General features: G+C 72.8%; 23 protein-coding genes. 10 read left to right on the top strand and 13 right to left on the bottom strand.

Going from position 1 to position 23,336, the window contains the following annotated elements; all coding sequences use genetic code 11:
* Positions 1-115: 115 nt before the first annotated feature.
* Positions 116-2,974: a M4 family metallopeptidase gene (locus ACN6LM_RS32295; RefSeq protein ID WP_445068959.1), complete on the bottom strand. Its 2,859-nt coding sequence runs from the start codon at positions 2,972-2,974 to the stop codon at positions 116-118.
* 147 nt (positions 2,975-3,121) lie between these two features.
* On the opposite strand from ACN6LM_RS32295, the gene ACN6LM_RS32290 reads away from it, so the two are divergent.
* Positions 3,122-4,132 carry a LuxR family transcriptional regulator gene (locus tag ACN6LM_RS32290; protein WP_445068958.1) on the top strand — a complete coding sequence of 337 codons (1,011 nt, stop codon included), beginning with the start codon at positions 3,122-3,124 and terminating at the stop codon, positions 4,130-4,132.
* 24 nt (positions 4,133-4,156) lie between these two features.
* On the opposite strand, the gene ACN6LM_RS32285 is transcribed toward ACN6LM_RS32290, so the two are convergent.
* Positions 4,157-5,617, bottom strand: coding sequence for an MFS transporter (locus ACN6LM_RS32285; RefSeq protein WP_445068957.1), 1,461 nt, complete (start codon positions 5,615-5,617; stop codon positions 4,157-4,159).
* Positions 5,618-5,717: 100 nt separating this feature from the next.
* Here ACN6LM_RS32285 and ACN6LM_RS32280 point away from each other — a divergent pair, with 100 nt between their 5' ends.
* The gene (locus ACN6LM_RS32280) at positions 5,718-6,329 is read left to right on the top strand and encodes a TetR/AcrR family transcriptional regulator (protein WP_445068956.1); all 612 of its coding nucleotides are present in this window, start codon (positions 5,718-5,720) and stop codon (positions 6,327-6,329) included.
* A gap of 54 nt (positions 6,330-6,383) precedes the next feature.
* Here ACN6LM_RS32280 and ACN6LM_RS32275 read toward each other — a convergent pair whose 3' ends face one another.
* The 5 genes from ACN6LM_RS32275 to ACN6LM_RS32255 form a co-directional block, all read right to left on the bottom strand.
* The gene (locus ACN6LM_RS32275; RefSeq protein WP_445068955.1) at positions 6,384-7,007 is read right to left on the bottom strand and encodes a nucleotidyltransferase domain-containing protein; all 624 of its coding nucleotides are present in this window, start codon (positions 7,005-7,007) and stop codon (positions 6,384-6,386) included.
* A 5-nt stretch (positions 7,008-7,012) separates the two neighbouring features.
* Positions 7,013-7,942, bottom strand: coding sequence for an SDR family oxidoreductase (locus tag ACN6LM_RS32270; protein ID WP_445068954.1), 930 nt, complete (start codon positions 7,940-7,942; stop codon positions 7,013-7,015).
* On the bottom strand, positions 7,939-8,295 hold the full coding sequence (locus ACN6LM_RS32265) for a DUF952 domain-containing protein (RefSeq protein ID WP_445068953.1): 357 nt from the start codon (positions 8,293-8,295) through the stop codon (positions 7,939-7,941). The genes ACN6LM_RS32270 and ACN6LM_RS32265 overlap by 4 nt, the downstream gene beginning before the upstream one ends.
* A gap of 81 nt (positions 8,296-8,376) precedes the next feature.
* Positions 8,377-9,363 carry an NAD-dependent epimerase/dehydratase family protein gene (locus ACN6LM_RS32260; protein ID WP_445068960.1) on the bottom strand — a complete coding sequence of 329 codons (987 nt, stop codon included), beginning with the start codon at positions 9,361-9,363 and terminating at the stop codon, positions 8,377-8,379.
* A 121-nt stretch (positions 9,364-9,484) separates the two neighbouring features.
* Positions 9,485-10,429: a LysR family transcriptional regulator gene (locus ACN6LM_RS32255; RefSeq protein ID WP_445068952.1), complete on the bottom strand. Its 945-nt coding sequence runs from the start codon at positions 10,427-10,429 to the stop codon at positions 9,485-9,487.
* A 257-nt stretch (positions 10,430-10,686) separates the two neighbouring features.
* On the opposite strand from ACN6LM_RS32255, the gene snpA reads away from it, so the two are divergent.
* The gene (gene snpA / locus ACN6LM_RS32250; RefSeq protein WP_445068951.1) at positions 10,687-11,343 is read left to right on the top strand and encodes a snapalysin; all 657 of its coding nucleotides are present in this window, start codon (positions 10,687-10,689) and stop codon (positions 11,341-11,343) included.
* 66 nt (positions 11,344-11,409) lie between these two features.
* On the opposite strand, the gene ACN6LM_RS32245 is transcribed toward snpA, so the two are convergent.
* From ACN6LM_RS32245 to ACN6LM_RS32225, 5 genes are all read right to left on the bottom strand, one after another.
* The gene (locus ACN6LM_RS32245; protein ID WP_445068950.1) at positions 11,410-11,772 is read right to left on the bottom strand and encodes a GntR family transcriptional regulator; all 363 of its coding nucleotides are present in this window, start codon (positions 11,770-11,772) and stop codon (positions 11,410-11,412) included.
* A gap of 2 nt (positions 11,773-11,774) precedes the next feature.
* Positions 11,775-12,758, bottom strand: coding sequence for a DUF1648 domain-containing protein (locus ACN6LM_RS32240; RefSeq protein WP_445068949.1), 984 nt, complete (start codon positions 12,756-12,758; stop codon positions 11,775-11,777).
* 101 nt (positions 12,759-12,859) lie between these two features.
* Positions 12,860-13,534, bottom strand: a complete 675-nt coding sequence (locus tag ACN6LM_RS32235; RefSeq protein WP_164399006.1) for a DUF6304 family protein — start codon at positions 13,532-13,534, stop codon at positions 12,860-12,862.
* Positions 13,535-13,629: 95 nt separating this feature from the next.
* Positions 13,630-14,673 carry a family 2 encapsulin nanocompartment cargo protein polyprenyl transferase gene (locus ACN6LM_RS32230; RefSeq protein ID WP_445068948.1) on the bottom strand — a complete coding sequence of 348 codons (1,044 nt, stop codon included), beginning with the start codon at positions 14,671-14,673 and terminating at the stop codon, positions 13,630-13,632.
* Between the two features lie 130 nt (positions 14,674-14,803).
* Positions 14,804-16,210 carry a family 2B encapsulin nanocompartment shell protein gene (locus ACN6LM_RS32225; protein ID WP_445068947.1) on the bottom strand — a complete coding sequence of 469 codons (1,407 nt, stop codon included), beginning with the start codon at positions 16,208-16,210 and terminating at the stop codon, positions 14,804-14,806.
* 201 nt (positions 16,211-16,411) lie between these two features.
* Between ACN6LM_RS32225 and ACN6LM_RS32220 the strand changes: the two genes are divergently transcribed.
* The 4 genes from ACN6LM_RS32220 to ACN6LM_RS32205 all read left to right on the top strand — a co-directional run bounded on the left by ACN6LM_RS32220 (position 16,412) and on the right by ACN6LM_RS32205 (position 19,815).
* Complete coding sequence (locus ACN6LM_RS32220; RefSeq protein WP_445068946.1) at positions 16,412-16,861, top strand: RrF2 family transcriptional regulator; 450 nt, start codon at positions 16,412-16,414, stop codon at positions 16,859-16,861.
* Positions 16,862-16,948: 87 nt separating this feature from the next.
* Entirely contained in the window at positions 16,949-18,142 is a 1,194-nt protein-coding gene (locus ACN6LM_RS32215; protein WP_445068945.1) for a globin domain-containing protein, read from the top strand.
* A 121-nt stretch (positions 18,143-18,263) separates the two neighbouring features.
* A complete protein-coding gene (locus ACN6LM_RS32210) occupies positions 18,264-18,857 on the top strand; it encodes an N-acetylmuramoyl-L-alanine amidase (protein ID WP_445068944.1) in 594 nt (197 codons plus the stop codon).
* 34 nt (positions 18,858-18,891) lie between these two features.
* On the top strand, positions 18,892-19,815 hold the full coding sequence (locus tag ACN6LM_RS32205; RefSeq protein WP_445068943.1) for a 1-aminocyclopropane-1-carboxylate deaminase/D-cysteine desulfhydrase: 924 nt from the start codon (positions 18,892-18,894) through the stop codon (positions 19,813-19,815).
* Here the strand turns inward: ACN6LM_RS32205 and ACN6LM_RS32200 are convergent.
* Positions 19,797-21,392 (bottom strand): Na+/H+ antiporter, encoded by a 1,596-nt coding sequence (locus ACN6LM_RS32200; RefSeq protein WP_445068942.1) that lies wholly within the window; start codon positions 21,390-21,392, stop codon positions 19,797-19,799. The two genes, ACN6LM_RS32205 and ACN6LM_RS32200, sit on opposite strands and share 19 nt — an antisense overlap.
* A gap of 35 nt (positions 21,393-21,427) precedes the next feature.
* Here ACN6LM_RS32200 and ACN6LM_RS32195 point away from each other — a divergent pair, with 35 nt between their 5' ends.
* From ACN6LM_RS32195 to ACN6LM_RS32185, 3 genes are all read left to right on the top strand, one after another.
* Positions 21,428-21,688: a UBP-type zinc finger domain-containing protein gene (locus ACN6LM_RS32195; protein WP_073862940.1), complete on the top strand. Its 261-nt coding sequence runs from the start codon at positions 21,428-21,430 to the stop codon at positions 21,686-21,688.
* A 231-nt stretch (positions 21,689-21,919) separates the two neighbouring features.
* Positions 21,920-22,333: an ATP-binding protein gene (locus tag ACN6LM_RS32190; protein ID WP_018105584.1), complete on the top strand. Its 414-nt coding sequence runs from the start codon at positions 21,920-21,922 to the stop codon at positions 22,331-22,333.
* Positions 22,330-23,310, top strand: a complete 981-nt coding sequence (locus tag ACN6LM_RS32185; protein ID WP_445068941.1) for an RNA polymerase sigma factor SigF — start codon at positions 22,330-22,332, stop codon at positions 23,308-23,310. Before ACN6LM_RS32190 ends, ACN6LM_RS32185 begins: the two co-directional genes overlap by 4 nt.
* Positions 23,311-23,336 lie beyond the last annotated feature (26 nt).

The following is a 23,336-nucleotide window of genomic DNA, read 5'->3' as shown; positions in this document are numbered from 1 at the left end:
GTACGACCGCGCGGCGGTCGTACCCCTCCGGACGTTCCGGGAGGCCGGCCGGGGCGCCCACGCGAACGGCCGGGCCCCCGAAGGAGCCCGGCCGCAGAGGTGTTACGGGGTCAGGTCAGCACGTGCCCGCGGGGCGGTCGCGCTTGACCAGGTTGGTGTAGCCGGTCGTGCCGTCGAGCCACAGGACGCGGTTGCCCTCGTCGGCCGCGCCGAAGACCTGGTCGCCGCGGTTGCAGGAGACGCGCTGGGCGCCACCCCGGCCGTCGGGGGCGACCTGGTAGAGCTTCGGCAGGGTCTCGTTGGCCCAGGAGGTCGCCATGGGCAGCGAGGTGATGGTGAGCGCGTCGTCCGACGCGGTCAGCGAGTAGGCGGGGAGAGCACCGGTGCCGGCCTCGGGGGTGACGGTGACGGGGTTCGTCCCGTCGAAGTTCGCGCGGCGCACCGCGGCCTGGCCGGAGTCGGTGACGTCGTTGTCCTCGATCCAGAAGACCCCGTCGTCGGTGACGGCGGTCTGGCCGATGCCGCCCACGTTGTTCTTGTCGATCGGCATCAGCGTCGTCTTGCCGGTGGCGGTGTCGAGGACCTCGACGCCCAGCTTGTAGCCGTCGGCCTCGGGCCACAGCTTGGCGTAGGCGATCTTGCCGTCGTGGACGGAGGGCAGCGCCGTGGAGCCGACCGGGTTGGTGAACAGCTCCTTGGTCTCCGACGTGCGGATGTCGATGGAGCGCGCCGCCGTCATCCCGGTGCGCGGGTTGACGTAGCTGTAGACGATGAAGTTGCCGTCGATGGCGAGCGAGTTGACGTTGGCGCCGATGCCGCCGACGACCTTGTCGATGCCGCCGCCGACGGGCCGCACGTGGAAGTTCACGGACGACGCGCCGTACTCCGCCCACGCGACGTTCTTGCCGTCGGTGTCGGCGTACACGTTGTAGTTGCCGTTGTTCGGGCTGACCAGTTGCGGCTGCCCCTTGCCCGAGGTGTTGCCGGCCCAGACCGAGTAGGGCTCGCTGCCGTCCTCGTTGGAGCGGGAGACGGCGTACTTGCCGCCGCCCGCGCCGAGACCGGTGCCCGCGATGTTGACCTTGGAGAGGATCGTGTCGGTGTCGACGCCGAGCGCCTTCTCCCAGCCGGGGGCGATGCCGTGGGCGTCGAAGGAGCGCTTCACGATCTTGAGCTGCGCCTTGGTGGCACCCAGCTCCTGCGCGGCGGCGATGACCGCGGCGCGGCCCTCGGTGAAGCCGTCGAGCGGCGTCATGTACGCGGACAGCGCGCGGTAGACGATCTGGTCCGCGAACTCGGGGTCGAGGTCCTGGCGCATGTCCCACAGCGCGCCCGAGAAGATCGTGGAGTTGAGGTGCACGCCGCCGCTGTCGCCGCGGTAGCTGACGCCGATGAAGTCCTTGGACGTGGTGGCGCCGTCGTTGAGGTCACGCAGGGCGCACTCGCGGGGGCCGGCGTCGGTGCACAGGTCCTCGCCGAGGAGGCCGGCGTCCGGGTCGTCCATGGAGACGTGGTTGGCCTCCAGGTCGATGGCGTTGCCGAAGTAGTCGGCGATGGCCTCGTTCATCGCGCCGGACTGGCCCGCGTAGACCAGGTTCGCGGTGTGCGTGACGACGCCGTGCGTCATCTCGTGGCCCACCACGTCGGTGTCGGCGGAGAAGGTGCGGTAGTCGCCGCCGCCCTGCCCGTACACCATCTTGGTGCCGTCCCAGAAGGCGTTGTTGTACGGCCGGCCGTTGTTGACGACTCCGACCAGGGAGAAGATGTACCCGTCCTTGCCGTCGAGGCTGTTGCGGTCGAAGTGGTTCTTGTAGAAGTCGTAGACCTTGCCGGCGGCCCAGTGGGCGTCCACGGCACCTGAGTTGGTGTAGTCCTCGCCGAGCTCGGGGCTCTCCGGCCGGAAGGTCCGGATGCTGGACGGGAAGCCACCGGACACACTCGACGCCTCGTAACCGCGGGCGTCGTACGTGGCGAGCATGGGGCCCGAGTACGGCGAGTTCGCGGCCCGCTTGCTGTAGTCGATCATCTGATAGGCGCCGGTGACGTCCTTGTACAGATTGATGTCGACCTTTTCGCCGTTGTAGCGGACGCCGCTGCCCTTGACGACGAGCTGGTCCGCCGCGGCGGGCGCCGCCTCCGCGGGCGCCGCGCCGTCCGTGGCACCGGAGGCCGCGGTCGTGGCCCCGAAGGTCTGGATGCCGCTGTACTGCATGACCGGGAAGCCGGAGTGCGCGTCGATGTACACCTCCTGCTGGACCGGCGAACCGTCGGCCGGGTTGGTGCCCGTGACGGTGATGTGCCGGGTCAGCACGCCGGTGCCCTGCGGAAGGATGGTGACGTCGCCGGCCTTGCCGGTGAACTCGGCGGCCGCCGCCTTCTCACCCTTGGCCGGTACGCGCAGTATGCCGCCGCCGAACTGGGCGCTGACGGCCCCGACCGCGCGCTCGATCGCGGTCTTCTCGGAGACCTTCGGGGCGACCGTGTCCAGCTTCAGCTTGGTGAAGTAGTTGCCCGAGGTGCCGGTGACGGCGCGCTTGCCGTCCTTCTTCGTCATGCGGACGACGTACTGGCCGCCGAGGACCTCGACGCCCTTGTACTTCTGCTGGAGGCGGACCGTCTCCTTGCCGCCCTTCTCGGCGGTGGTCCCGATGGAGGTCAGGTCCTTCGCCGAGGTGTCGGCGATGTGGTAGCGGCCCTTCTTGGCCTTGAGGTGGCCGCGGGCGGCGTCGGCCGCGCTGCCGGTGGCGGCGACCTCCTCGTGCAGACCGGTCACGAGCGAGGGGGCGTCGGTCTCACTGCCGGGCGTGGTCTCGGAGGCGGCGGGGGCGGCCGCCGAGGTGTCGGCGTGTGCTGCCGGCATGGCGGTGGCCATCAGGCCCGCCGTGGCCAGCAGCGCGGCTATGCCCTGTCCGACGACGACGCCGGTGCGGCGTCCCTGTGAACCAACTGCTCGTCTGCGTGCTGAAGTCCGCACGGTGCTCCTCCGGTTGCCTCAAGGGCGTGAACGGTTATCGGATGCCGTCATGGAAGACCCGTAGCGGGACGTGAACAATGCGTTCCACCTGCACACTTCTGGACGTGCACACTTGTGTGGCCTACACGCAGCGGCGAGGATCGCCTGGTGAAATGGGCTGATCTGGACGAACAGTGGCAGGCCCTCGGGCTCGGTGCGGACGAACTCCGGGTGTACGAGGCCCTGCTGAACACCCCCGGCGACACCACTCGGGCCGCCCTCGCCCGGAGCCTCGGCCTCCCGCCCCGGCAGCTCCGCAACGCGCTGGACCGCCTCGGCGAGCGCGGCTTCACCCGCCCCGCCCGGGGGCCCGGGTTGCCGGTCCCGGACGCCCCGGCCACCGCCCTGCGCAACCTCATCCACCTGCACCAGGCGGAACTGCTGCGGCGCGAAGCGGAGTTGGAGGAGCTGACCGGCTCCGTCGACCGGATCGCGGCGCAGCTCATGTCCGCCTCGCACACCCCGCGCACTCTCGGGATCGAGACGCTGCGGGGGCGCAAGGCGATCGCCGAGCGGGTCACCTCGCTCGTGGTGTCCGCGACCGAGGAGGTGGCCCTCCTGGACCGCCCCCCGTACGCCGCGAGCGAGCCGGACGGCATGCCCGAGCCGATCAACATGGCCGAGCCGGTCCGGCGCGGGGTACGGGTGCGGGCGGTGGTCGACCGGGAGGGGCTGAGCTTCCAGGGGCGGGCGCGCGGGCTGAACGTGCTGGCCGCGGAGGGGGTGCGGATCAGGCTCGGCGTGGATCTGCCGACGAAGCTGATCACCGTCGACCGCCGGATGACCCTGCTGCCGCCGACCGACGCGGCCGACCCCACCGCCACCGCCCTGGTGGTCAGCGACGCGCTCCTGAGCAACGCGCTGGTACCGCTGTTCGAGGCGGTGTGGGAGCGGTCCGTACCGATCGGCTCGGTCGACAACGCCCAGGTCACGGACGAGGACCGGGAACTGCTGACGATGCTCTCCTCCGGCCTGAAGGACGAGGCGATAGCCCGCCGCCTGGAGGTGCACGTCCACACGGTCCGCCGACGCATCAGCCGCCTGATGCGGGAGCTGAAGGCGGAGACCCGCTTTCAGGCCGGCGTACAGGCGGCTTCGCGTGGTTGGCTGAAACTGTGAGCGGCGGGGGCTTCCCGCACCCCTTCACCTGCCCCGGCGCTCCTTGAGGAAGGCACCCGCGAGGACGGCTCCGGCCAGGACCAGCGCCGAGTTGACCAGGACGGCGACCGAGACCCCGGAGAGCACGCCGGCCGGGCCGGTGTCGCCGAGCGCGGTCATCCGGGCGGTGGCGATCGCGCTCATGACCGGGATGCCGAGGGTGATGCCGACCTGCTGGGTCATCGTGGCGAGCCCGGTCGCGAGGCCCTGCTCCTCATCGGGGAGGCCCGAGGTCGCGGTGACCATGAAGCCGACGATCATCAGCATGTTGCCGATGCCCCCGACGAACGTGGCGGCCAGCAGGAGCCAGATCCAGGCGCCCGAGGTGCCGAGCGCCACCAGCGAGAGCGTGGCGAGGGCCTGGACGACTCCCCCGGCGACGATGGTCCTGCGGTTGCCGAAGCGGCCCACCACCCGGCCGCCGAGGGTGCCGCCGATCACGGTGCCGACGCCCAGGACGCCGAAGGCGAGACCGGTCGCGAGGGGGGCGTAGCCCAGGACCTCCTGGAGGTAGAGCGTCAGCAGGAAGACCAGGGACGTCTCGGTGACGAAGGCGATGAGCCCGGTGGCGTTGCCCCAGATGACGCTGCGGCGCTTGAGGATGCGTACGGGGACGAGCGGCGCGGTCGCCCGCTTCTCCACGAACCAGAAGGCGACGAGCAGGGCGAGACCGGCGAGGAGTGCCACGAGGGTGGTGGGGGCGGTCCAGCCGGTCGCGCCGGCCTGGGTCAGCCCGTAGACGAGGAGCAGCAGTCCACCGGTGACGGCCGCGGCACCGGGGACGTCGAGCCGGGGCCGCTCGGCGGGGCGCGAGTCGGCGATGACGGCCGGGGCCAGGGCGACGACGAGGGCGGCGACGGGGACGTTGACCAGGAAGGCCCACCGCCAGGAGAGCAGGTCGGTGAGGAGCCCGCCGAGGATCGCGCCCGCGGTGAACCCGGCGGACATCAGGGCGCCGTTGAGACCCAGGGCGCGTTCGCGCAGCGGGCCCTCCTTGAACGCGGTGGTCAGCAGGGCGAGCCCGGCGGGCGTGACGGCGGCGGTGGCGAGGCCCTGGAGGACGCGGGCGGTCAGCAGGACCTCCGGCGAGGTGGCCAGGCCGCCCAGCAGCGAGGAGAGGCCCAGGACCGCCATGCCCGCGATGAACAGGCGCTTACGGCCGACGAGGTCGGCGACGCGGCCGAACAGCAGCGTGAATCCGGCGGCGGCGAGGGCGAACGCGGTGGCGATCCACTGGAGGTCCTGGAGCGCGAAGCCGAGTCCTTCCCCGACGACGGGCAGCGCGACGTTCAGGATCGAGAAGTCCACGGCGATCATGAACTGGGCGCCGAGAAGCAGGGCCAGCACGAGCTTCTGACGCCCGGTCATGCGGGCGGGCGTCGGCGCGGCGGGGGCAGGGGGTGCGGCGGGTGCGGGGCGTGACGGGGTGCGGCTGGGTGCGGACATGGTCGTCCCTCCTCGGACAGAAGCTAAACGGTTCCGTGGTTCCGTTAAGATGGAGTGACCGTAGCAGAGGAATGCTCGTTAATGGAACTGGAGACCCGTTATGACATCCGAGGGTGTGGAACCCGGCACCGTCCGGCCCGGCGGGCGGACCGCCCGTGTGCGGGAAGCCGTACTGCGCGCGGCGGGCGACGCGCTGGCCGAGCACGGCTTCGACCGCCTCGACCTCGCCGATGTGGCCCGCCGCGCGGAGGTCGGCAAGACGACCGTCTACCGGCGCTGGTCCTCGCCCACCGGTCTCATCGCGGACCTGCTGGACGACATGGCCGAGCAGTCGTCGCCGCGCGCGCGGACCGGTTCGCTGGCGGACGACCTCAGGGCGAACGCGCGGCTGGTGCTGAAGACGCTCACCGATCCGCGCCAGGGCGCGCTGTTCCGGTCGGTGATCGCGGCCGCGACCTGCGATCCGCGTACCGCCCAGGCGCTGCACCGCTTCTACGCGATCCGGGTCGAGGAGTGGGCGGGCTGCGTCACCGAGGCCGTCGAACGGGGCGAACTGCCCTCCGGCACGGACCCGGACGAGGTCGTACGCGCCGTCTCCGCGCCGCTCTACTACCGGCTGCTGGCCAGCGGCGGCCCGCTGGACGAGGCCGCCGCCGACCGGGCCGCCGGCGCGGCGGTCCTGGCGGCGAAGGCGGGGGCGTACGTGAGGTGAGGGCGGGGGCTCCGCGAAGGAGCCGGGCTCGGGGCCCTCGGCCCGCCGCCCGGCCTACCCCGCGAGTGCCGCCCGCAGCCGGACCGCCCACGGGTGGTCCGCGCCCTGGGCCAGCGTGATCGTCTCGGCCAGCCAGGCGCGCGCGTGGTCGTCCAGGACGGGCAGCGCCGCCTCGAAGTCCCGCTCGTCCTTAAGCCGCCGGGACTTGGACTTGTAGAGGAGCTGGACCTCGGGCGCCAGGTACGGGACGCCGTCCGGGGAGACCCGGCCCAGCCGCCCCAGCGGGAGGCGGATCCGGGCGTCCCGGCGGAACACCCAGTCGTCGCCGTCCGTGCCGTCCAGCATGAACTGCAACCGCCACGGCTCGTCCGGGCCCGGCCGGCACCAGATGTCGTGGACACCGGCGGGCAAGGTCTCGCCGGGGCGCCAGGGCCGCAGCGTGCCGGGCGGATCCGCGGCCCACCACTCCCAGCCGGGCAGGACCCGCTGGACCTCCGCCTGGTCGCGGCGCAGCAGGAGCACGTCGATGTCGCCGTGCTCCCGGTACGCGCGGCCCACCGCGAGCTCGACCGCGTAACCGCCGGCGATCCACCACGGGCGGCGCAGCGGGGCGAGCAGGCGGACGGCCTCGGCGAGCGGCGGCGGGTCCCAGACACCCCACGGGGTCTCCGTACGCACGGCGGTCAGCCCTGTCGCAGGAGGTGGCGGTAACTGTCGGGGTGTTCGCGCAGATAGGTGGCCAGGTCCACGGCGGGGCGGCCGGTCAGCGTCGGGACCGCGTCCGAGACGGTGGCCATCTCGCCCGCCGCGATGGCCTCGTACGAGGTGACCCAGCCGGCCACCTCCCAGTCCTGGGCCCCGTACCCCGCCCGGGAGGCGTACGCCTCCTCGCGGGTCTCCGGCACGTAGGTGACGGCCCGTCCGGTGACCCGGCTCAGCTCCTCGGCCGCCTCGGCGAGCGTGAACGCCTCGGGGCCGGTCAGGTCGTAGGCACGGCCGTCGTGCGAGGGGCCGGTCGCGTCGGTGTCGGCGAGGAGCACGGCGGTCGCGGCGTCGGCGATGTCCTCGTGGGCGACGGCGGCGACCCGGCCGTCCCCGGCGGGGCCGCGCAGCACGCCGTCCGCACCGGTCATGGCGGGGAGCCCGGCGAGATACCAGCTGTCGCGCAGGAAGGTGTACCGGACGTCGGCGGTCCGGATGTGCGCCTCGGTGTTCCAGTGGTCCCGGGCGAAGGTGAAGGTGGCGTCGGGGGCGGCGCCCAGGAAGGAGACGTAGACGATGCGTTCGACGCCGGCCGCGACCGCCGCGTCCACCGCGGTCGTGTGCTCGCGGACCCGGTCGGGGCTCTCGTGCGCCGAGACGAGGAACAGGGTGTGCGCCCCGGCCAGGGCGCGCCGCATGGCCTCGCCGTCGCCGTAGGGCGCGGGCGGCGCGAGGTCGGCTCCGGGGAGGGCGGGCAGCCGGGACGGGTCGCGGCCGAGCAGCCGGACGGGAACGCCGGCCCGGGCCAGCCGGGCGGCGACGCGGCCGCCGAGCGCGCCGCTCGCCCCGGTGACGGCGGTGGGCGGACCGCTGGTGACGGCCCCGGGGGCGGGGCCGGTGGCGGGGCTCATGCGGGGGTGCCCTCCTCGGACGGCCAGGGGCGCACCTCGACGACCGCGTCGACGGGAAGCGGCCCGTACAGGTGCGGGAACTCCTCGCCGCCGGGCACGGCGGCCTCGTACCGCAGGGGTGCGGTGAGCCGGCCGGGATCGATGACGAGGACCACGAGCTCCTGCTCGGCGGCCCCGGCCCGGCTCTCCGCGCCGTACAGCATCTCGGCCACCCCGGGGAGCTGGTGGGGCAGCGAGCAGTGGATGAAGCCCTCTTCGTGCAGGGTGCGGCCGCGGGTGGACATCTCGTACGTCCCGATCCCGCGCGCCGCCTCCCAGAGCGGTCCTTCGGTGAGGTGCAGCAGTTCGGCCATGGGCCGAGGCTAACGCCGCGACGGGTGAGGAGCGCGGCCCTGTGGATAACCCCTCGCCGCGTCGGCGCGGCGGCCCGCTCCTCAGCCCGCCAGGAGCTTCGCCTCCGTCTCCGGGGCGAGGCCCACGGCGGGACGGTCGGCGCGCTGGGGCGCCTCGCCGCCGATCCCGCGCAGCCACCTCCAGGTGTCCTCGACGGTCTCCTCGACCGGGCGGCAGCGCAGCCCGGTGGCGTGGGCGAGCCCGACGTCGCCCTGGTGGAGCGTGTCGTACACCTCCCCCGGCGGCAGCCACACCGGCAGGTCGGTCCACGGCTCGACGCCCGCCGCGAGGATCTTCTCCGCCGGGGTCCAGCGCAGTTCGGCGCCCGAACCGGTGGTGCGCACACAGGCGTCGAGCAGTCCGCCCATGGTGGTGTGACCCGGCCGGCTGACCAGGTTGTACGGGCCGTGCAGCCCGCGCTCCGCCGCGTCGAGCACCCAGTCGGCGAGGTCGCGCGCGTCGATGTACTGGATGTCCGTGTCGGGGGTGCCGGGGGCCAGGACCGGGCCGCCGCGGGCGATCCGGTTCAGCCACCAGGGCAGCCGGCCGATGTTCTCCCAGGGGCCGAGGATCAGGCCGGCCCGGGCGAGGAGGGCGCGGTCGCCGAAGGCGTCCTGGGCTGCCAGTTCGCCGCCGCGCTTGGCCAGGGCGTACGGCTGGTCGTCACCGGCGTCCGGCGAGGCGCCCGCCACGACGGGGCCGTCCTCGGCCAGGCCCGCCGGGGCCGGGTAGTCGTAGACGGAACGGCTGGAGACGTACGTGTAGCGGGCGGCACGAGTGGACAGCAGCCGGGCCGCGTCGCGCACGGCGGAGGGCGCGCCGCTCCAGGTGTCGACCACCAGGTCCCAGCCGGGGCCGTCGGCGGCGGCGAGTGCGGCCAGGCCGTTCGCGGCGGTGCGGTCGCCGATGATCTCGGCGGTCCCGGGCGGGGGCGCGTGGTGACCCCGGTGGAAGACCGTGACCTGCCCGCCGCGCGCGAGGGCCGCCTCGGTCACGGCCCGGCCGACGAACTGCGTACCGCCCAGCATCAGAAGCCTCATGTCCCCGACTCTGCCCTGTCGCGGCCCGCTCCGGAACGGTCCACGCTCTCGGCTGAATCACCCGGAGGCGGGAACTCCCCGGGCAGGCCGCCGGGCCGGGCGCGCCGGCTCAGGAGCGGGCCAGCGGACTGCGGTTGCGCAGCAGCCACTGGTGGTATCCGGCCACCCGCCGCGCCGCGTCCCGGTAGGCGGCCTCCAGTTCCGCGTAGACCGCGGTCATGTCCGCGCCGGGGCGGGAGACCAGGAGCAGCCGGACCGCGAGCGGGTCGTCGCGCAGCGGGCGGATCGCCATGTCGTCGCGGGGCCCGGAGGTCGGCTGGCAGGGGGCCACCGCCTCGCCGAGGACGACGAGGGAGGCGGCGGTGAGGTAGTCGCCGTGCAGCACGGCGGGGGCCAGCCCGGCCTGGTCGAACATCCGGCGCAGACCGTCCCATTCGCCGTCCACCGTGGGATCGACCATCCACCGGTCGGCGGCCAGGTCCGCCAGGTCGACCACGGGCAGCGCGGCGGCCGGGTGGTCGCGGGCCATGGAGACGAACTGCGGTTCGCGGTCCACGAGGACCCGCTGTTCCAGCCCGTCCGGGACGGCGAGCGGGCAGCCCTCCACCTCGTGCACGAAGGCCACGTCGAGCCGGTCGGCGTCGACGGCGCGGAGCAGGGCGCGGGCGGAGACGTCGACGTGGAGCGAGATGTCGGTCCCGGGCAGCCTCACGCGGAGCCGGCGCAGCCAGCCGCCGATGACCCGGCTGGCGGTGCAGCCGATGCGCAGCCTGGGCCCTTCGGCGGCTGCGGCTTCCGCCTTCGCGTCGCTGACCAGGGCGCTCATGCCGTCGACCAAGGGACGGGCGCGGCTGAGGACGGCGTGGCCGAGGAGGGTGGGGCGGCAGCCGGTGCGTTCGCGGCTGAAGAGTTCGGCGCCGAGCGCGTTCTCGATGCGGCGCAGCTGCGTGGTGAGCGCGGGCTGGCTCACGCCCAGGGTGCGGGCCGCCCGGTGCAGGCTGCCGGTGTCGGCTATGGCGCACAGCGCCCTGAGGTGTCTCACCTCAAGCTCCATGGTGCCGAGATTAGGGCGGTCCGCCGGGCCGCACCATGGGCCGTAACCCTGCCAAAGGGGGTCGATTCACCGGGCGTTGGGCGCGCGGACCGCGGGTGTGCACGGTATGTCCGCGCTTCGGTGATAGGGCCGCGTTATCACCGGCTGACATCATCCGCGCGGGCTCCGGTTCCCCGACACTCTCTGCGTACCACCCCCGTCCGAGTCCGTTCATCGGACGGGTTCCTCTGACAGGCAACTGGTAGGAGACCCCCCACATGAGACACCCCAGGACCGTCATGTCGGCCGTGCTCGGACTCGGCCTCACCGTCGCCGCGCTGGGCGCGGGACCGGCGATCGCCGCTCCGGAGGCGGCCGCCACGGCCGCGCACGTGGCGTACTCGGCCAAGTCCGCCTCGCACGAGGACGCCGCCGCCAACAAGGCGTTCTTCGAGGCGGTCGCGAAGTCGGTGGCCGAGAAGCGGGCGGCCAACCCCGGCGTCCAGTCCGTCACCATCGTCTACAGCGCCGCGAACGCCCCCAGCTTCCGCACCCAGATAGCCAACAGCGCCTCGATCTGGAACAGCTCGGTCTCCAACGTCCGGCTCCAGGAGGGATCGAACCCCGACTTCGCGTACTACGAGGGCAACGACTCCCGCGGCTCGTACGCGAGCACCGACGGTCACGGCAACGGCTACATCTTCCTGGACTACACGCAGAACCGGCAGTACAACTCGACCCGGGTCACCGCCCACGAGACCGGGCACGTCCTCGGTCTGCCGGACCACTACTCGGGGCCGTGCAGCGAGCTGATGTCGGGCGGCGGCCCGGGCACGTCCTGCACCAACCCGTACCCGAACGCCAGTGAGCGCAGCCAGGTGAACTACCTGTGGCAGTACGGCTTCGCGGCCACGCTGACCAAGGCCGGTTCCTGACCGTTCCCGCTCGCGCCGACGGGCCGCCTCGCAGGACGAGGCGGCCCGTCGCCGTGCCGGAGGCCGTCAGCCGGTGGCACCGTATTCCGTACGGACCAGGGTCAGCAGTTCGTCCGCCGTGAGCCCCAGGCCCCTGGCCTCGGCCACGGTCTCGCGGACCCGTTCGAGGAGGCGGGCGCGGTGCGGGGACGCGCCGTCCGCGATGGCCGCGCCCCGGCCCCGGCGCAGCTCGATCAGTCCCTCCTCGCGCAGCCGCTGGTAGCCCCGCAGCACCGTGTGCACGTTGACGCCGAGCGATTCGGCCAGGACGCGGGCGGCGGGCAGCCGCTCACCCGGGGCCGCCGCGCCGTCGGCCACGGCGCGGCGCACACAGGCGGCGATCTGGTCGCCGAGCGGCACGGTGGAGGTGGGGTCGACCCGGAAGAGCATGGTCAGTGGTCCGTTCGGCGCTGGTCGATCAGGGTGTTGAGGAGCGCGGCCCCGGTCGCCGAGTCGTCCACGGTCACCGCGAAGTCGCGGCCGTTCGACAGCCGGGCCACGATGGCCTCCCCGGACCGGATCATGACACCGCTGCGCCCGGGCCGGATGCGGTACCCCCAGCCGCCGTACTCGGTGAGCGGGCTGATGTCACGGCTGGCCGCCGCCTCTATCCGGTCCAGCGGGACCCGGACGCGCGGCCAGGGCAGCAGCCCGGAGACGGTGATCCCGCGCCGGTCCACGATGACGTACGGGCGGGCGAAGCTCGCGATGAGCAGCCCGAGGGCGAAGGGCAGCACGGCGAAGGGCCAGCCGGCCGTGAACAGCACGGCGATACCGGAACCGACGACCAGGAGCGCCGTGAGCGGCAGCCACCAGGAGCCGGCGCCCCGGGCCCACCCGGCGACCTCCCCCTCCCCCAGCACGACGCGCTCCCCGCCCGCCTCGGGCCCGTCGTACCCGGCCGGTTCGGGCACGGGCGTCAGCGCGGCCAGGAGGTACCCGAGCCCGAAGGCGACGACGCCGGCCCCGAAGGCCGCGGCCATGTGCCACATGGGGAAGTGGACGCCCTGTCCCCGGCCCTGCGCGTCCTCGACCGCGTCCACGTTGACGAGGAGGACGACCCCCAGGAGGTAGCCGATGAAGGCGGCGAAGGCGTACCCGAAGCCGACCAGCACGCGGTGTGCCCGGCCGGGGAACTTCCCGAACCCCGCCATCAGCGTCCACAGGAGACCGGTGCCGAGCAGGACGAGTGTGGTGACGACCAGGTACGAGGTCTGGCCGGCGTAGTCGTCCACCCGGCCGTTGCCCACGAAGTGGCTGGCCAGCTGCGCGGGCAGCCGGTCGCGGCGGGTGGCGAAGAGCAGCAGGTCGACGGCGAGTGCGAGCACGAACGGCAGGGCGGTGAGCACCACGCGGCCGACGGATTTCAGGTTCATCAAAACCTCCCTTGTTCGCATGTTAGTAGAACAATGAAGGTGACGGCAACGAGGGGCGCACAGGAGAGGGCTGCGGGGCGGTCCGGCACCCGGCCGGCCGGTCAGGCCGTTTCGAGCGGGAACGCTCCCCGGTGGCCCGTACCGGCGCCCTCCGTCGGCCGGGGTTCGAACTCCCGGCAGCTCCAGACCTCCTGGACGAAGCCGGTGCGCCGCTCCCACAGGCCCAGCACGTCCTGCTCACCGGCCGTGCCCCGGTACGCCTCCTTGGCGCCCCGGAAACAGGCGAGCCCGCCGGAGAGACCGCGGCCGGGCGCCGGGGCCGGGAAGTAGTCGGAGAACGCGCAGGCTATGCAGGTCCGCAGACGGACCCCGGGCGGCAGCTCCCGCTGGATCGTCGCCAGCGCGGCCCCGAAGTCGCTCTCGGCCCGCTGAGAACCGAAGGCCGCCCCGCCGAAGCGGAGTTCGAGGTACAGATACGGGTCGGGCCTGCGGAGGGACAGCAGGCAGCTCAGGGTCGCCTGCCGCTCCACCCCCTCCGCCATGACGGGGAACGGCAGGTCCCACTCCAGGACGCAGTCGCCCAGGACGCCGTCCGTCAGCGCGAACAGCCCCTGCTCCGCCGGCCCGGCCGCCACCGGGCGCAGGCCGTCGAAGCTGCCGCCCTCGAAGTCCACGCCCCGGACGCGGAGGCGGAGTTGCTGCCCGTCGGTGGTGAGGATGACGGCGTCCGATCCCTGCCGGTCCCGGTACCACCCTGCCCACGACTCATCTGTCATGAGCAGGGACTGTAGCCCCTGCCTCCGACACCGCACCTGCCGCCCTCCGCTTGGCCGGAGCCGCCCTGCGGCACCTCCTTCCGACGGGTGGCTCGTCAGTGCTTCCGGCGGGTCACGAACTCGGCCAGGGCCAGCAGGTCGCCCCCCGCCGAGAGGTCCGGGACCGCCCTGGACAGATGGTGCACGGCCCGCGCCATGCGGTCGGCGGCGCAGCTCTGCGCCCAGTCCCGGCCGCCCGCCCGGTCCACGGCCTCCGCGGCCCGGCTCACCTCGGCGCGGGTGTTCATCGCGCCCCGGTACAGCTCGGCCAGCTCCGCCGCGGCCGGCCCGCCCGCGGTGAGCGCCGCCACCACGGGCAGCGACTTCTTGTGGGCGCTGAGATCCGCGCCGACCGGCTTCCCGGTCTGGGCCGGGTCGCCCCAGATGCCGATCAGGTCGTCGATCAGCTGGAAGGCCAGGCCCGCCTCCCGGCCGAAGCCGTCCATGGCCCGGACGGCCCGCTCGTCGGCGCCCGCGTAGAGCGCGCCCAGGGCGCAGGCACAGCCGAGCAGCGCGCCGGTCTTCGCCGTCGCCATGGTCAGGCACTCGTCCAGCGACACCTGGTCCGGGTCGCGGTCCTCGAAGGCGCAGTCGGCCTGCTGGCCCGCGCACAGCTCGATGACACAGGTCGAGAGCCGGGCCGAAGCGGCGGGCGACATCGCTCTGCCGTCCTCGGCGAGCAGCCGCTGGGCGAGGGCCAGCATCGCGTCGCCGGCGATGACCGCGTCCGGGACACCGAACACCGTCCAGGCGGTGGCCCGGTGGCGGCGGGTGTGGTCCTCGTCGATGACGTCGTCGTGGAGCAGGGTGAAGTTGTGGACGAGCTCGACGGCGACGGCGGCCCGGACGGCCTGTCCGGGGTCACCGCCCAGGGCGCGGGTGGCCGCCAGGACGAGCGCCGGTCTGATCGCCTTGCCCGCGCCGCCCGCCGCCGGGCTGCCGTCGGCGTGCTGCCAGCCGAAGTGGTACATCACGACGCGCCGGATCGAGCCGGGCAGGGAGGCGACCGCCGCCCGCAGGTGCGGGTCCACGAGGGTCCGGGTGTACTCAAGGAGCGCCGCGGCCTCGTTGCCCTCGGTCGCGGCGTCTGTTCGGGTCATGGTCAATCGGTCACCCCTGTCGTTGCCGCCCCAGGCCCGGCCTCTGTCGCGGCCGGGCCGGGGGTGTGGGTGGTTGCTGAGAGCGCGGGCGGCCGGGGGCCCGGACCGCGAGGGGTCCGGGCCCCGGGGCTCACCGCCAGCGGCTGACCTCGACGTTCTCCAGGACACCGAGGGCGTCCGGGACGAGGACCGCCGCGGAGTAGTAGGCCGTCACGAGGTAGGAGATGATCGCCTGCTCGTCGATGCCCATGAAGCGGACCGAGAGGCTGGGCTCGATCTCGTCCGGGATGCCCGTCTGCTGGAGGCCGATGACACCCTGCTCGGACTCGCCGGTCCTCATGCAGATGATCGACGTGGTGCGGGCGTCGCTGACCGGGATCTTGTTGCAGGGGAAGATCGGGACGCCGCGCCAGGCCGGCACATGGTGCCCGCCGACGTCCACGCTCTCCGGTACGAGGCCGCGCTTGTTGCACTCACGGCCGAAGGCGGCGATGGCGCGCGGGTGGGCGAGGAAGAGCTTCGAGCCGCGCCGGCGCGAGAGCAGTTCGTCCATGTCGTCGGGGCTCGGCACCCCGTCGTGCGGCTGGAGCCGCTGACCGTAGTCGCAGTTGTTGAGCAGGCCGAACTCGCGGTTGTTGATGAGCTCGTGCTCCTGGCGCTCGCGCAGCGCCTCGACCGTGAGCCGCAACTGCTGCTCGGTCTGGTTCATCGGCTGGTTGTAGAGGTCCGCGACGCGGCTGTGGACCTTCAGGACGGTCTGGGCGACGCTCAGTTCGTACTCGCGCGGCGCCGCGTCGTAGTCCACGTACGTATGCGGGACGACGGCCTCGCCGACGTGGCCCGCGGAGAGGTCGATCTCCGCCTCGCCGTACTTGTTGGTGCGCTGCTGCGGAAGGCTCAACAGGCCGGCGAGATGGGTGCGCAGCGAGTCGGCCCGTTCGGCGAGGTTGAGCACGTCGGCGCGCGAGAGCGTCAGCACCGTGCACGCGGTGACGGCGCGGGCGGTGTACTCCCAGACGGCGTCGCCCTCGATGAGGGAGTGGTCCCCGAAGTAGGCCCCGTCCGCGTGGACGCCGAGCACCGTCTCGTCCCCGTAGGGGCCGGTGCCGACCTTCTCGACCTTGCCGTGCGCCAGCAGGTAGACCCGGTCCGCCGCCTCTCCCTCGGTCGCGAGGAGCTGCCCGGCGGGGATGTCGCGCTGCTCGCACCTCCTGGCCAGCTCGGCGAGCACCTCCTCGTCCCCGAAGTCCCTCAACGCCGGCAGCTCCCCCAGCTCGGCGGGGATGACCGTGACCCGGTCCCCGGTCTGCACGAACGTGACGCGGCCGTCCCCGACCGAGTAGCTCAGCCGGCGGTTCACCCGGTACGTGCCGCCCTGCACCTGGACCCACGGCAGCATCTTCAGCAGCCACCGTGAGGTGATCTCCTGCATCTGCGGAGCGGACTTGGTGGTCGTCGCGAGGTTCCGCGCGGCCGCCGTGCCGAGACTCTGCTGCGGCGGCACCTGCGCGTTCTGAACCTCTTCACCAACGGACATCTGTCGTCCTCTCGATCTATCGGCTGACCTGCGGGAAGAACACTTCCAGCACGAGGACGGGGCACGCCATTACACAAAAGAGTGCGACTAATCGGGCTTTGGGCGGGGCACAACGCAGCGCGATACCCGCTCGATGCCCACGCGATGCCCCCGGCGGGCTTGAATTTGTATCCGGAATGCCAATTACCTAATCTGGCCGCCATGCGGCTGACCAGATTCACCGACGTCGCGCTGCGCGTCCTGATGCGCCTCGCCGTCGTGAAGCACGAGGACCCGCCGACCACCCGCGAGGTGGCGGCGACCATGCAGGTGCCGTACTCGCACGCCGCGAAGGTCGTGGCCCGCCTCCAGCACCTCGGCCTGATCGAGGCGCGACGGGGCCGGGGCGGCGGGCTCACCCTGACCGAGGCGGGCAGGACGGCGTCGGTCGGCGCCCTCGCCCGTGAGCTGGAGGAGCCCGGCGACGTCGTCGAGTGCGAGGGCTCCACCCCGTGTCCGCTGCGGGCGGCCTGCCGGCTGCGCGGCGCCCTGCGCGAGGCCCAGGAAGCCTTCTACGCCTCGCTGGACCCGCTCACCATCGCGGAGCTGACCGCCGCACCCACCGGCCCCCTGCTGATCGGCCTCAGCAGCGCGCCACCGCCCCGGGACTGACCCCCGCCGCACCGGGCCGCCGGCCCGGTGCCTACACTGCCGTTAAATGCGCATCCAAGATGCCAATTCAACATCCGAGGAGTCACGATGCTCTCCGAGTCGTCCACCGCCACCGTCCGCGCCACCCTGCCCGCCGTGGGCGCGGCCATCGGGGACATCGCCGATCTCTTCTACCGCAAGCTGTTCGACGCCCACCCGGAGCTCCTGCGCGACCTGTTCAACCGGGGCAACCAGGCATCCGGCGCCCAGCGCCAGGCGCTCGCCGGCTCCATCGCCGCGTTCGCGACCCAGCTGGTCGAGCAGCCCGGCACCCGCCCCGACGTGATGCTCGGCCGGATCGCGCACAAGCACGCCTCGCTCGGTGTCACCCCGGCCCAGTACGAGGTCGTCCACACCCACCTCTTCGCCGCGATAGCCGAGGTCCTGGGCGACGCGGTGACCCCCGAGGTCGCCGCCGCCTGGGACGAGGTCTACTGGCTGATGGCCAACGCCCTGATCGCCATCGAGGAGCGGCTGTACGCGGAGCAGGGCGTCGTCGCCGGCGACGTCTGGCGCGAGTGGGAGGTCGTCTCGCGCACCGAGGAGACCGACGACGTCGCCCGGTTCCGCATCCGCCCCGCCGACGGCTCGCCGGCCCCCGCCTTCCGCCCCGGCCAGTACGTCTCCGTCCAGGTCGAACTCCCGGACGGCGCACGCCAGATACGCCAGTACAGCCTGTCCAGCGCACCCGGCTCGGCGCTCCGCTCGATCACGGTCAAGCGGGTGCACGGCAACGACGCCCCGGACGGCGAGGTCTCCCGCCACCTGCACGCCGAGGTCCGCGCCGGTGACCGGCTCCGGGTCTCCGCCCCGTACGGCGACCTCGTGCTGAAGTCCGACGAGGCACCGCTGCTGCTCGCCTCCGCGGGCATCGGCTGCACCCCGATCCTGTCGATGCTGGAGCACCTCGCGGAGTCGGAGCACCGCGCCCCGGTCACCGTCGTGCACGGCGACCGCTCCCCCGCCGACCACGCGCTGCGCACCGACCACACCGCACTCACGGCCAAGCTGCACGACGCCGCCGCCCACTTCTGGTACGAGAACCCGGAGGACGGCCACCCCGCCGACCGCACCGGGCTCGTGGACCTGAGCGGCCTCGTCGTCCCGTCGGGCACGCACGCCTACCTCTGCGGCCCGCTGCCCTTCATGCGGTCGGTCCGCACCCAGCTGCTCGCCAAGGGCGTCCCGGCCTCCGACATCCACTACGAGGTGTTCGGCCCCGACCTGTGGCTCGCCTCCTGAGCCAGGCCGTGTCCGGATCGGCTCGCACACGATCCGAACAGGGCCCCGCCGTCGCTCCGCGACCGGTCGGGGCCCTTCCGGCCGGGTAGAACCGCTCCTACACGCACCGAAGGAGCCGGCCATGTCCTCACCCATGTCCGCGAGCGCTTTTCTCGCCGCCCTCAAGAAGGAAGGGCTCACCGTCGTCGAGGTCGGCGACTGGCGCAGCCACAACCGGAACCACAAGGGCCCCTGGGGCCCCGTGAACGGCGTGATGATCCACCACTCCGCCACCGACGGGACCGACGCCACCGTACGGATGTGCCGCGACGGCCACCCCGATCTGCCGGGGCCGCTCTGCCACGGCGTCATCGCCAAGGACGGCCGGGTCCACCTGGTCGGCTACGGCAGGACCAACCACGCGGGGATGGGCGACGGCGACGTGCTGCGCGCCGTCGTCGGGGAGAAGAAGCGCCTTCCCCACGACAACGAGGCCGACACCGACGGAAACCGGCACTTCTACGGCTTCGAGTGCGAGAACCTCGGCGACGGCAAGGACCCGTGGCCCGACGCCCAGCTCGAAGCGATCGAGAAGGTCTCGGCGGCCCTCTGCCGCCACCACGGCTGGACCGCTCGCTCGGTCATCGGCCACCGCGAGTGGCAGCCGGGCAAGGTGGATCCGAAGGGCTTCTCGATGAACGACATGCGCGACCGCGTCCACGACCGCCTCAAGTGAACCCCGGGCGGCGTGCCCCTCCACAATGGGGCACATGCACGCCCCGTCTCCCGCGTCCCGGCTGCGCCCGCTGCTGCCCTCGCCCGTGCAGCCGGCCGACGACGAGCGCTTCGCCCGGCACGGCGTGACGCTGCTGCTCAAGCGCGACGACCTGATCCACCCGGACCTGCCGGGCAACAAATGGCGCAAACTCGCGCCCAATCTGGCGGCCGCCGCCGGGCGCCCCGTGCTCACCTTCGGCGGCGCGTACTCCAACCATCTGCGGGCCACCGCCGCCGCCGGCCGGCTCCTCGGATTCCGCACCGTCGGAGTCGTACGCGGTGACGAGCTGGCCCACCGCCCCCTCAACCCCTCGCTCGCCCGGTGCGCCGCCGACGGCATGCGGCTGCACTTCGTGGACCGGGCGACGTACCGCGCCAAGTCCGACCCGGCGGTCCTGGCCGGGCTGCTGGAGGCGTACGGGGACTGCGAGCTCGTCCCGGAGGGCGGCAGCAACGCCCTCGCGGCCCGGGGCTGCGCCGCGCTCGGGCGCGAACTGCGGGGCGTGGCCGACGTGGCGGCGGTGGCCTGCGGCACCGGCGGCACCCTGGCCGGGCTCGCCGCCGGACTCGCGCCGGGGCAGCGCGCGCTCGGCGTCCCGGTCCTGCGCGGCGGCTTCCTGGGCGAGGCGGTGCGGGAGCTCCAGCGGGAGGCGTTCGGCGGTCCGGCGGGCGACTGGTGGCTGGACGAGCGGTTCCACTTCGGCGGCTACGCCCGTACGACACCCGGCCTGCACGCCTTCGCAAACGATTTCGAGGACCGGCACGGGCTGCCCGTGGAGCGACTGTATGTGGCCAAAATGCTGCACGCGCTCACCGTGCTGACCGAGGAGGGCGCCTTCCCCGCCGGAACCACGGTCGCGGCCGTGATCACCGGCCGCCCCGAGGAGGCCGAGGGGGCTCAGCCGTCCTCCCGGTAGGCCGCCGCCTCCTCCAGGTCCAGGCGGCGCAGCAGGGTCCGCATCATCTCGTCGTCGATCCTGCGCTCGTCCCGCAGCCGCACGAAGACCTCCCGCTCGGTCTCGATCATCTCGCCGGCCAGCCGCCGGTAGGTGTCGTCCGCCGACTCTCCGGTGACCGGGTTGGCCGCGCCCAGGCGTTCCCACACCGCGTTGCGGCGGCGTTCCAGGACGGTCCGCAGACGGTCCGCGAGGGGCTGGGGCAGCCGGTTGCGCTCATCGGTGAGCAGCGCGTCCAGACGGGCCTCGGCGGCCGTGGACGCCTCGTTCTGGGCCTGCGCCTCGGCCAGGGTGTCGGCCTGCCGGTCCCGGCCCGGGAGCTTCAGCACGCGCACCAGGAGCGGCAGCGTGAGCCCCTGGACCACCAGCGTGCCGATGACGGTGGTGAACGTCAGGAACAGCACCAGGTTCCGGGCCGGGAAGGCCGCGCCGTCAGCGGTGACGAGGGGGACGGAGAAGGCGATGGCGAGCGAGACGACCCCGCGCATCCCGGCCCAGCCGACGATCAGCGGCGAGGTCCAGTCCGTACCGGTCTCGCGCTCCCTGATCCGCCGCGACAGCCACCGGGGCAGGTAGGTCGCCGGGTAGACCCAGACAAAGCGGACCACCACCACGGCCAGGAAGACCAGCACCGCGTACCCGGAGGCGTCCGCCACGGAGTACGCGCCGAGCCCCTTGAGCACGAACGGCAGCTGGAGGCCGATCAGCGCGAACACGGCCGACTCCAGGACGAAGGCGACCATCTTCCAGACGGCGGCCTCCTGGAGCCGGGTGGCGAAGTCGACCTGCCAGGACCGGTGGCCGAGGTACAGCGCGACGACGACCACGGCGAGCACCCCCGACGCGTGCACGCGCTCGGCCGCCGCGTACGCCACGAACGGGATGAGGAGCGACAGGGTGTTCTGGAGCAGCGGCTCCCGCAGACGGGTCCGCAGCCAGTGCAGCGGGACCATGAGCAGCAGGCCGACCCCCACACCCCCGACCGAGGCCAGCAGGAACTCCTCCACCCCCGCACCCCAGCTGATGCCCTCCCCCACGGCGGCGGCGAGCGCCACCTTGAACGCGGTGATCGCGGTGGCGTCGTTCACCAGGGACTCGCCCTGGAGGATCGTCGTGACACGCGCGGGCAGCCCCACCCGGCGCGCGATCGCCGCGGCGGTGACGGCGTCCGGCGGGGCGATCACGGCACCGAGCACCAGCGCGGCGGTCAGCGGCAGATCGGGTACCAGCAGATACGCCAGCCACCCCACCGCGACCGTCGCGAACAGCACATAGCCGACCGAGAGCAGCGCTACGGGCCGCAGGTTGGCCCGCAGGTCCAGGTAGGAGCTGTCCACGGCGGCCGTGTAGAGCAGGGGCGGCAGCAGCAGGGGAAGCACGACGTGCGCGTCCAGGGTGTACGACGGCACCCCCGGCACGTACGAGGCGATCAGGCCGACGGCGACCAGGAGAAGGGGGGCCGGCACCGGCGTGCGGCGTGCGAGGCCCGCGGTCGCGGCGCTGCCCGCGACCAGCGCCACCAGGGGCAATGCGTCCATCCCATGATCCTCGCATCCGTCGTAACCTGGCCATCATGAGTGGTTGCCCGCATGTACCGGATCTGCCGCGCCCCGAGCCCGCGCCCCTCGGTGAGACCTGTCCCGAGTGCCTGGCGGCCGGCACCCACCCGGTGCAGCTGCGGCTGTGCCTGAGCTGCGGCCACGTCGGCTGCTGCGACTCCTCGCCCGGGCGGCACGCGACGGGTCACTTCGAGCAGACCGGCCATCCGGTCATGCGGAGCTTCGAACCCGGTGAGAACTGGCGTTGGTGCTTTGTCGACGGTTCGATCGTCTGACGTCCGGGTACGTCAAACCGGCGCGCGTTGTTCGTAATTGAGCGACGCAGCCCCCTAGGCACTGTGTGTACTCATGGACCTACCATGAGTGACAGCCACGGGAGGGGGTTCCGGCGACACGGCATCATGGATCGCGATAGCGTCGCCGGACCGAGAACCGAAGACGTACCGCATGGCTCCGGGCACTCTTCCCGGAACCTCGAATGAGTTTGTGCCACCTTGGAGGTGAGGGTGTCCCAGATCGCAGGCGAGCCCGGGAATCAGGACTTCGTAGAGGTCCGGCTGCCCGCTGCGGGTGCCTACCTGTCGGTGCTGCGCACGGCCACGGCCGGTCTCGCAGCACGCTTGGACTTCACTCTCGACGAGATCGAGGACCTTCGCATCGCGGTGGACGAGGCGTGCGCGATCCTGCTCCAGCAGGCCGTGCCCGGTTCCGTCCTGAGCTGCGTCTTCCGCCTCATCGACGATTCACTCGAGGTGACGGTCGCGGCCCCGACCACGGACGGCCGCGCCCCGGAGCGCGACACCTTCGCCTGGACGGTGCTCTCCGCGCTGGCCGGGAAGGTCGACTCCTCCGTCGCCGACGACCGTACGGTCAGCATCAGCCTGTACAAACAGCGCGGCGCGGGACCCGGGCCGGCGTGAGCAACGGGAACGGGGACGGTCCGGTGCGGGACGAGACGATCCGACCAGGGGTGGTGCGTGCGGCAGGCATCCCGGATCAGCAGGCCCTGCCTCATCCGGTGGACGGGGCGGACATGCCCCGTGCGGTGGACGGGGCGGACGGGCCCGCCGGTATTACGGTCGCGGTGGAGCAGTCGCAGGCGGAGCGGGCGGGCCAGATGAGCGAGCACGGGCACCACGATCCAAACGACCGCAGCGGGGCGCGGGCGTTGTTCATCGAGCTGGGCAAGCTCCCCGACGGTTCGCCGGAGCGGGCCGAGCTGCGCAACCGGCTGGTGCGGATGCATCTGCCGCTGGTGGAGCACCTGGCCCGCCGCTTCCGCAACCGCGGGGAACCGCTGGACGACCTGACCCAGGTCGCCACGATCGGGCTGATCAAATCCGTCGACCGGTTCGACCCCGAGCGGGGCGTCGAGTTCTCGACGTACGCGACGCCGACGGTCGTCGGGGAGATCAAGCGCCACTTCCGGGACAAGGGCTGGGCGGTGCGGGTGCCGCGCCGCCTCCAGGAGCTGCGGCTCTCGCTGACCTCGGCGACCGCGGAGCTGTCCCAGCTGCACGGCCGTTCGCCCACGGTGCACGAGCTGGCGGAGCGGCTGGGGATCTCCGAGGAGGAGGTCCTGGAGGGCCTGGAGTCGGCCAACGCGTACAGCACGCTCTCGCTGGACGTGCCGGACACGGACGACGAGTCGCCGGCCGTGGCGGACACCCTGGGCTCCGAGGACGAGGCGCTGGAGGGCGTGGAGTACCGGGAGTCGCTGAAGCCGCTGCTGGAGGACCTGCCGCCGCGCGAGAAGCGGATCCTGCTGCTGCGGTTCTTCGGCAACATGACCCAGTCGCAGATCGCGCAGGAGGTCGGCATCTCGCAGATGCACGTCTCGCGGCTGCTGGCCCGCACCCTGGCGCAGCTGCGCGAGCGGCTGCTCGTGGAGGAGTAGCGGGCGCGGTGACACGGGAAGAGGCC

Source organism: Streptomyces sp. SAS_281, assembly GCF_052542855.1.
The sequence above is the reverse complement of the archived record's forward strand: the minus strand, read 5'-3'. Positions and strand labels throughout refer to the sequence as shown.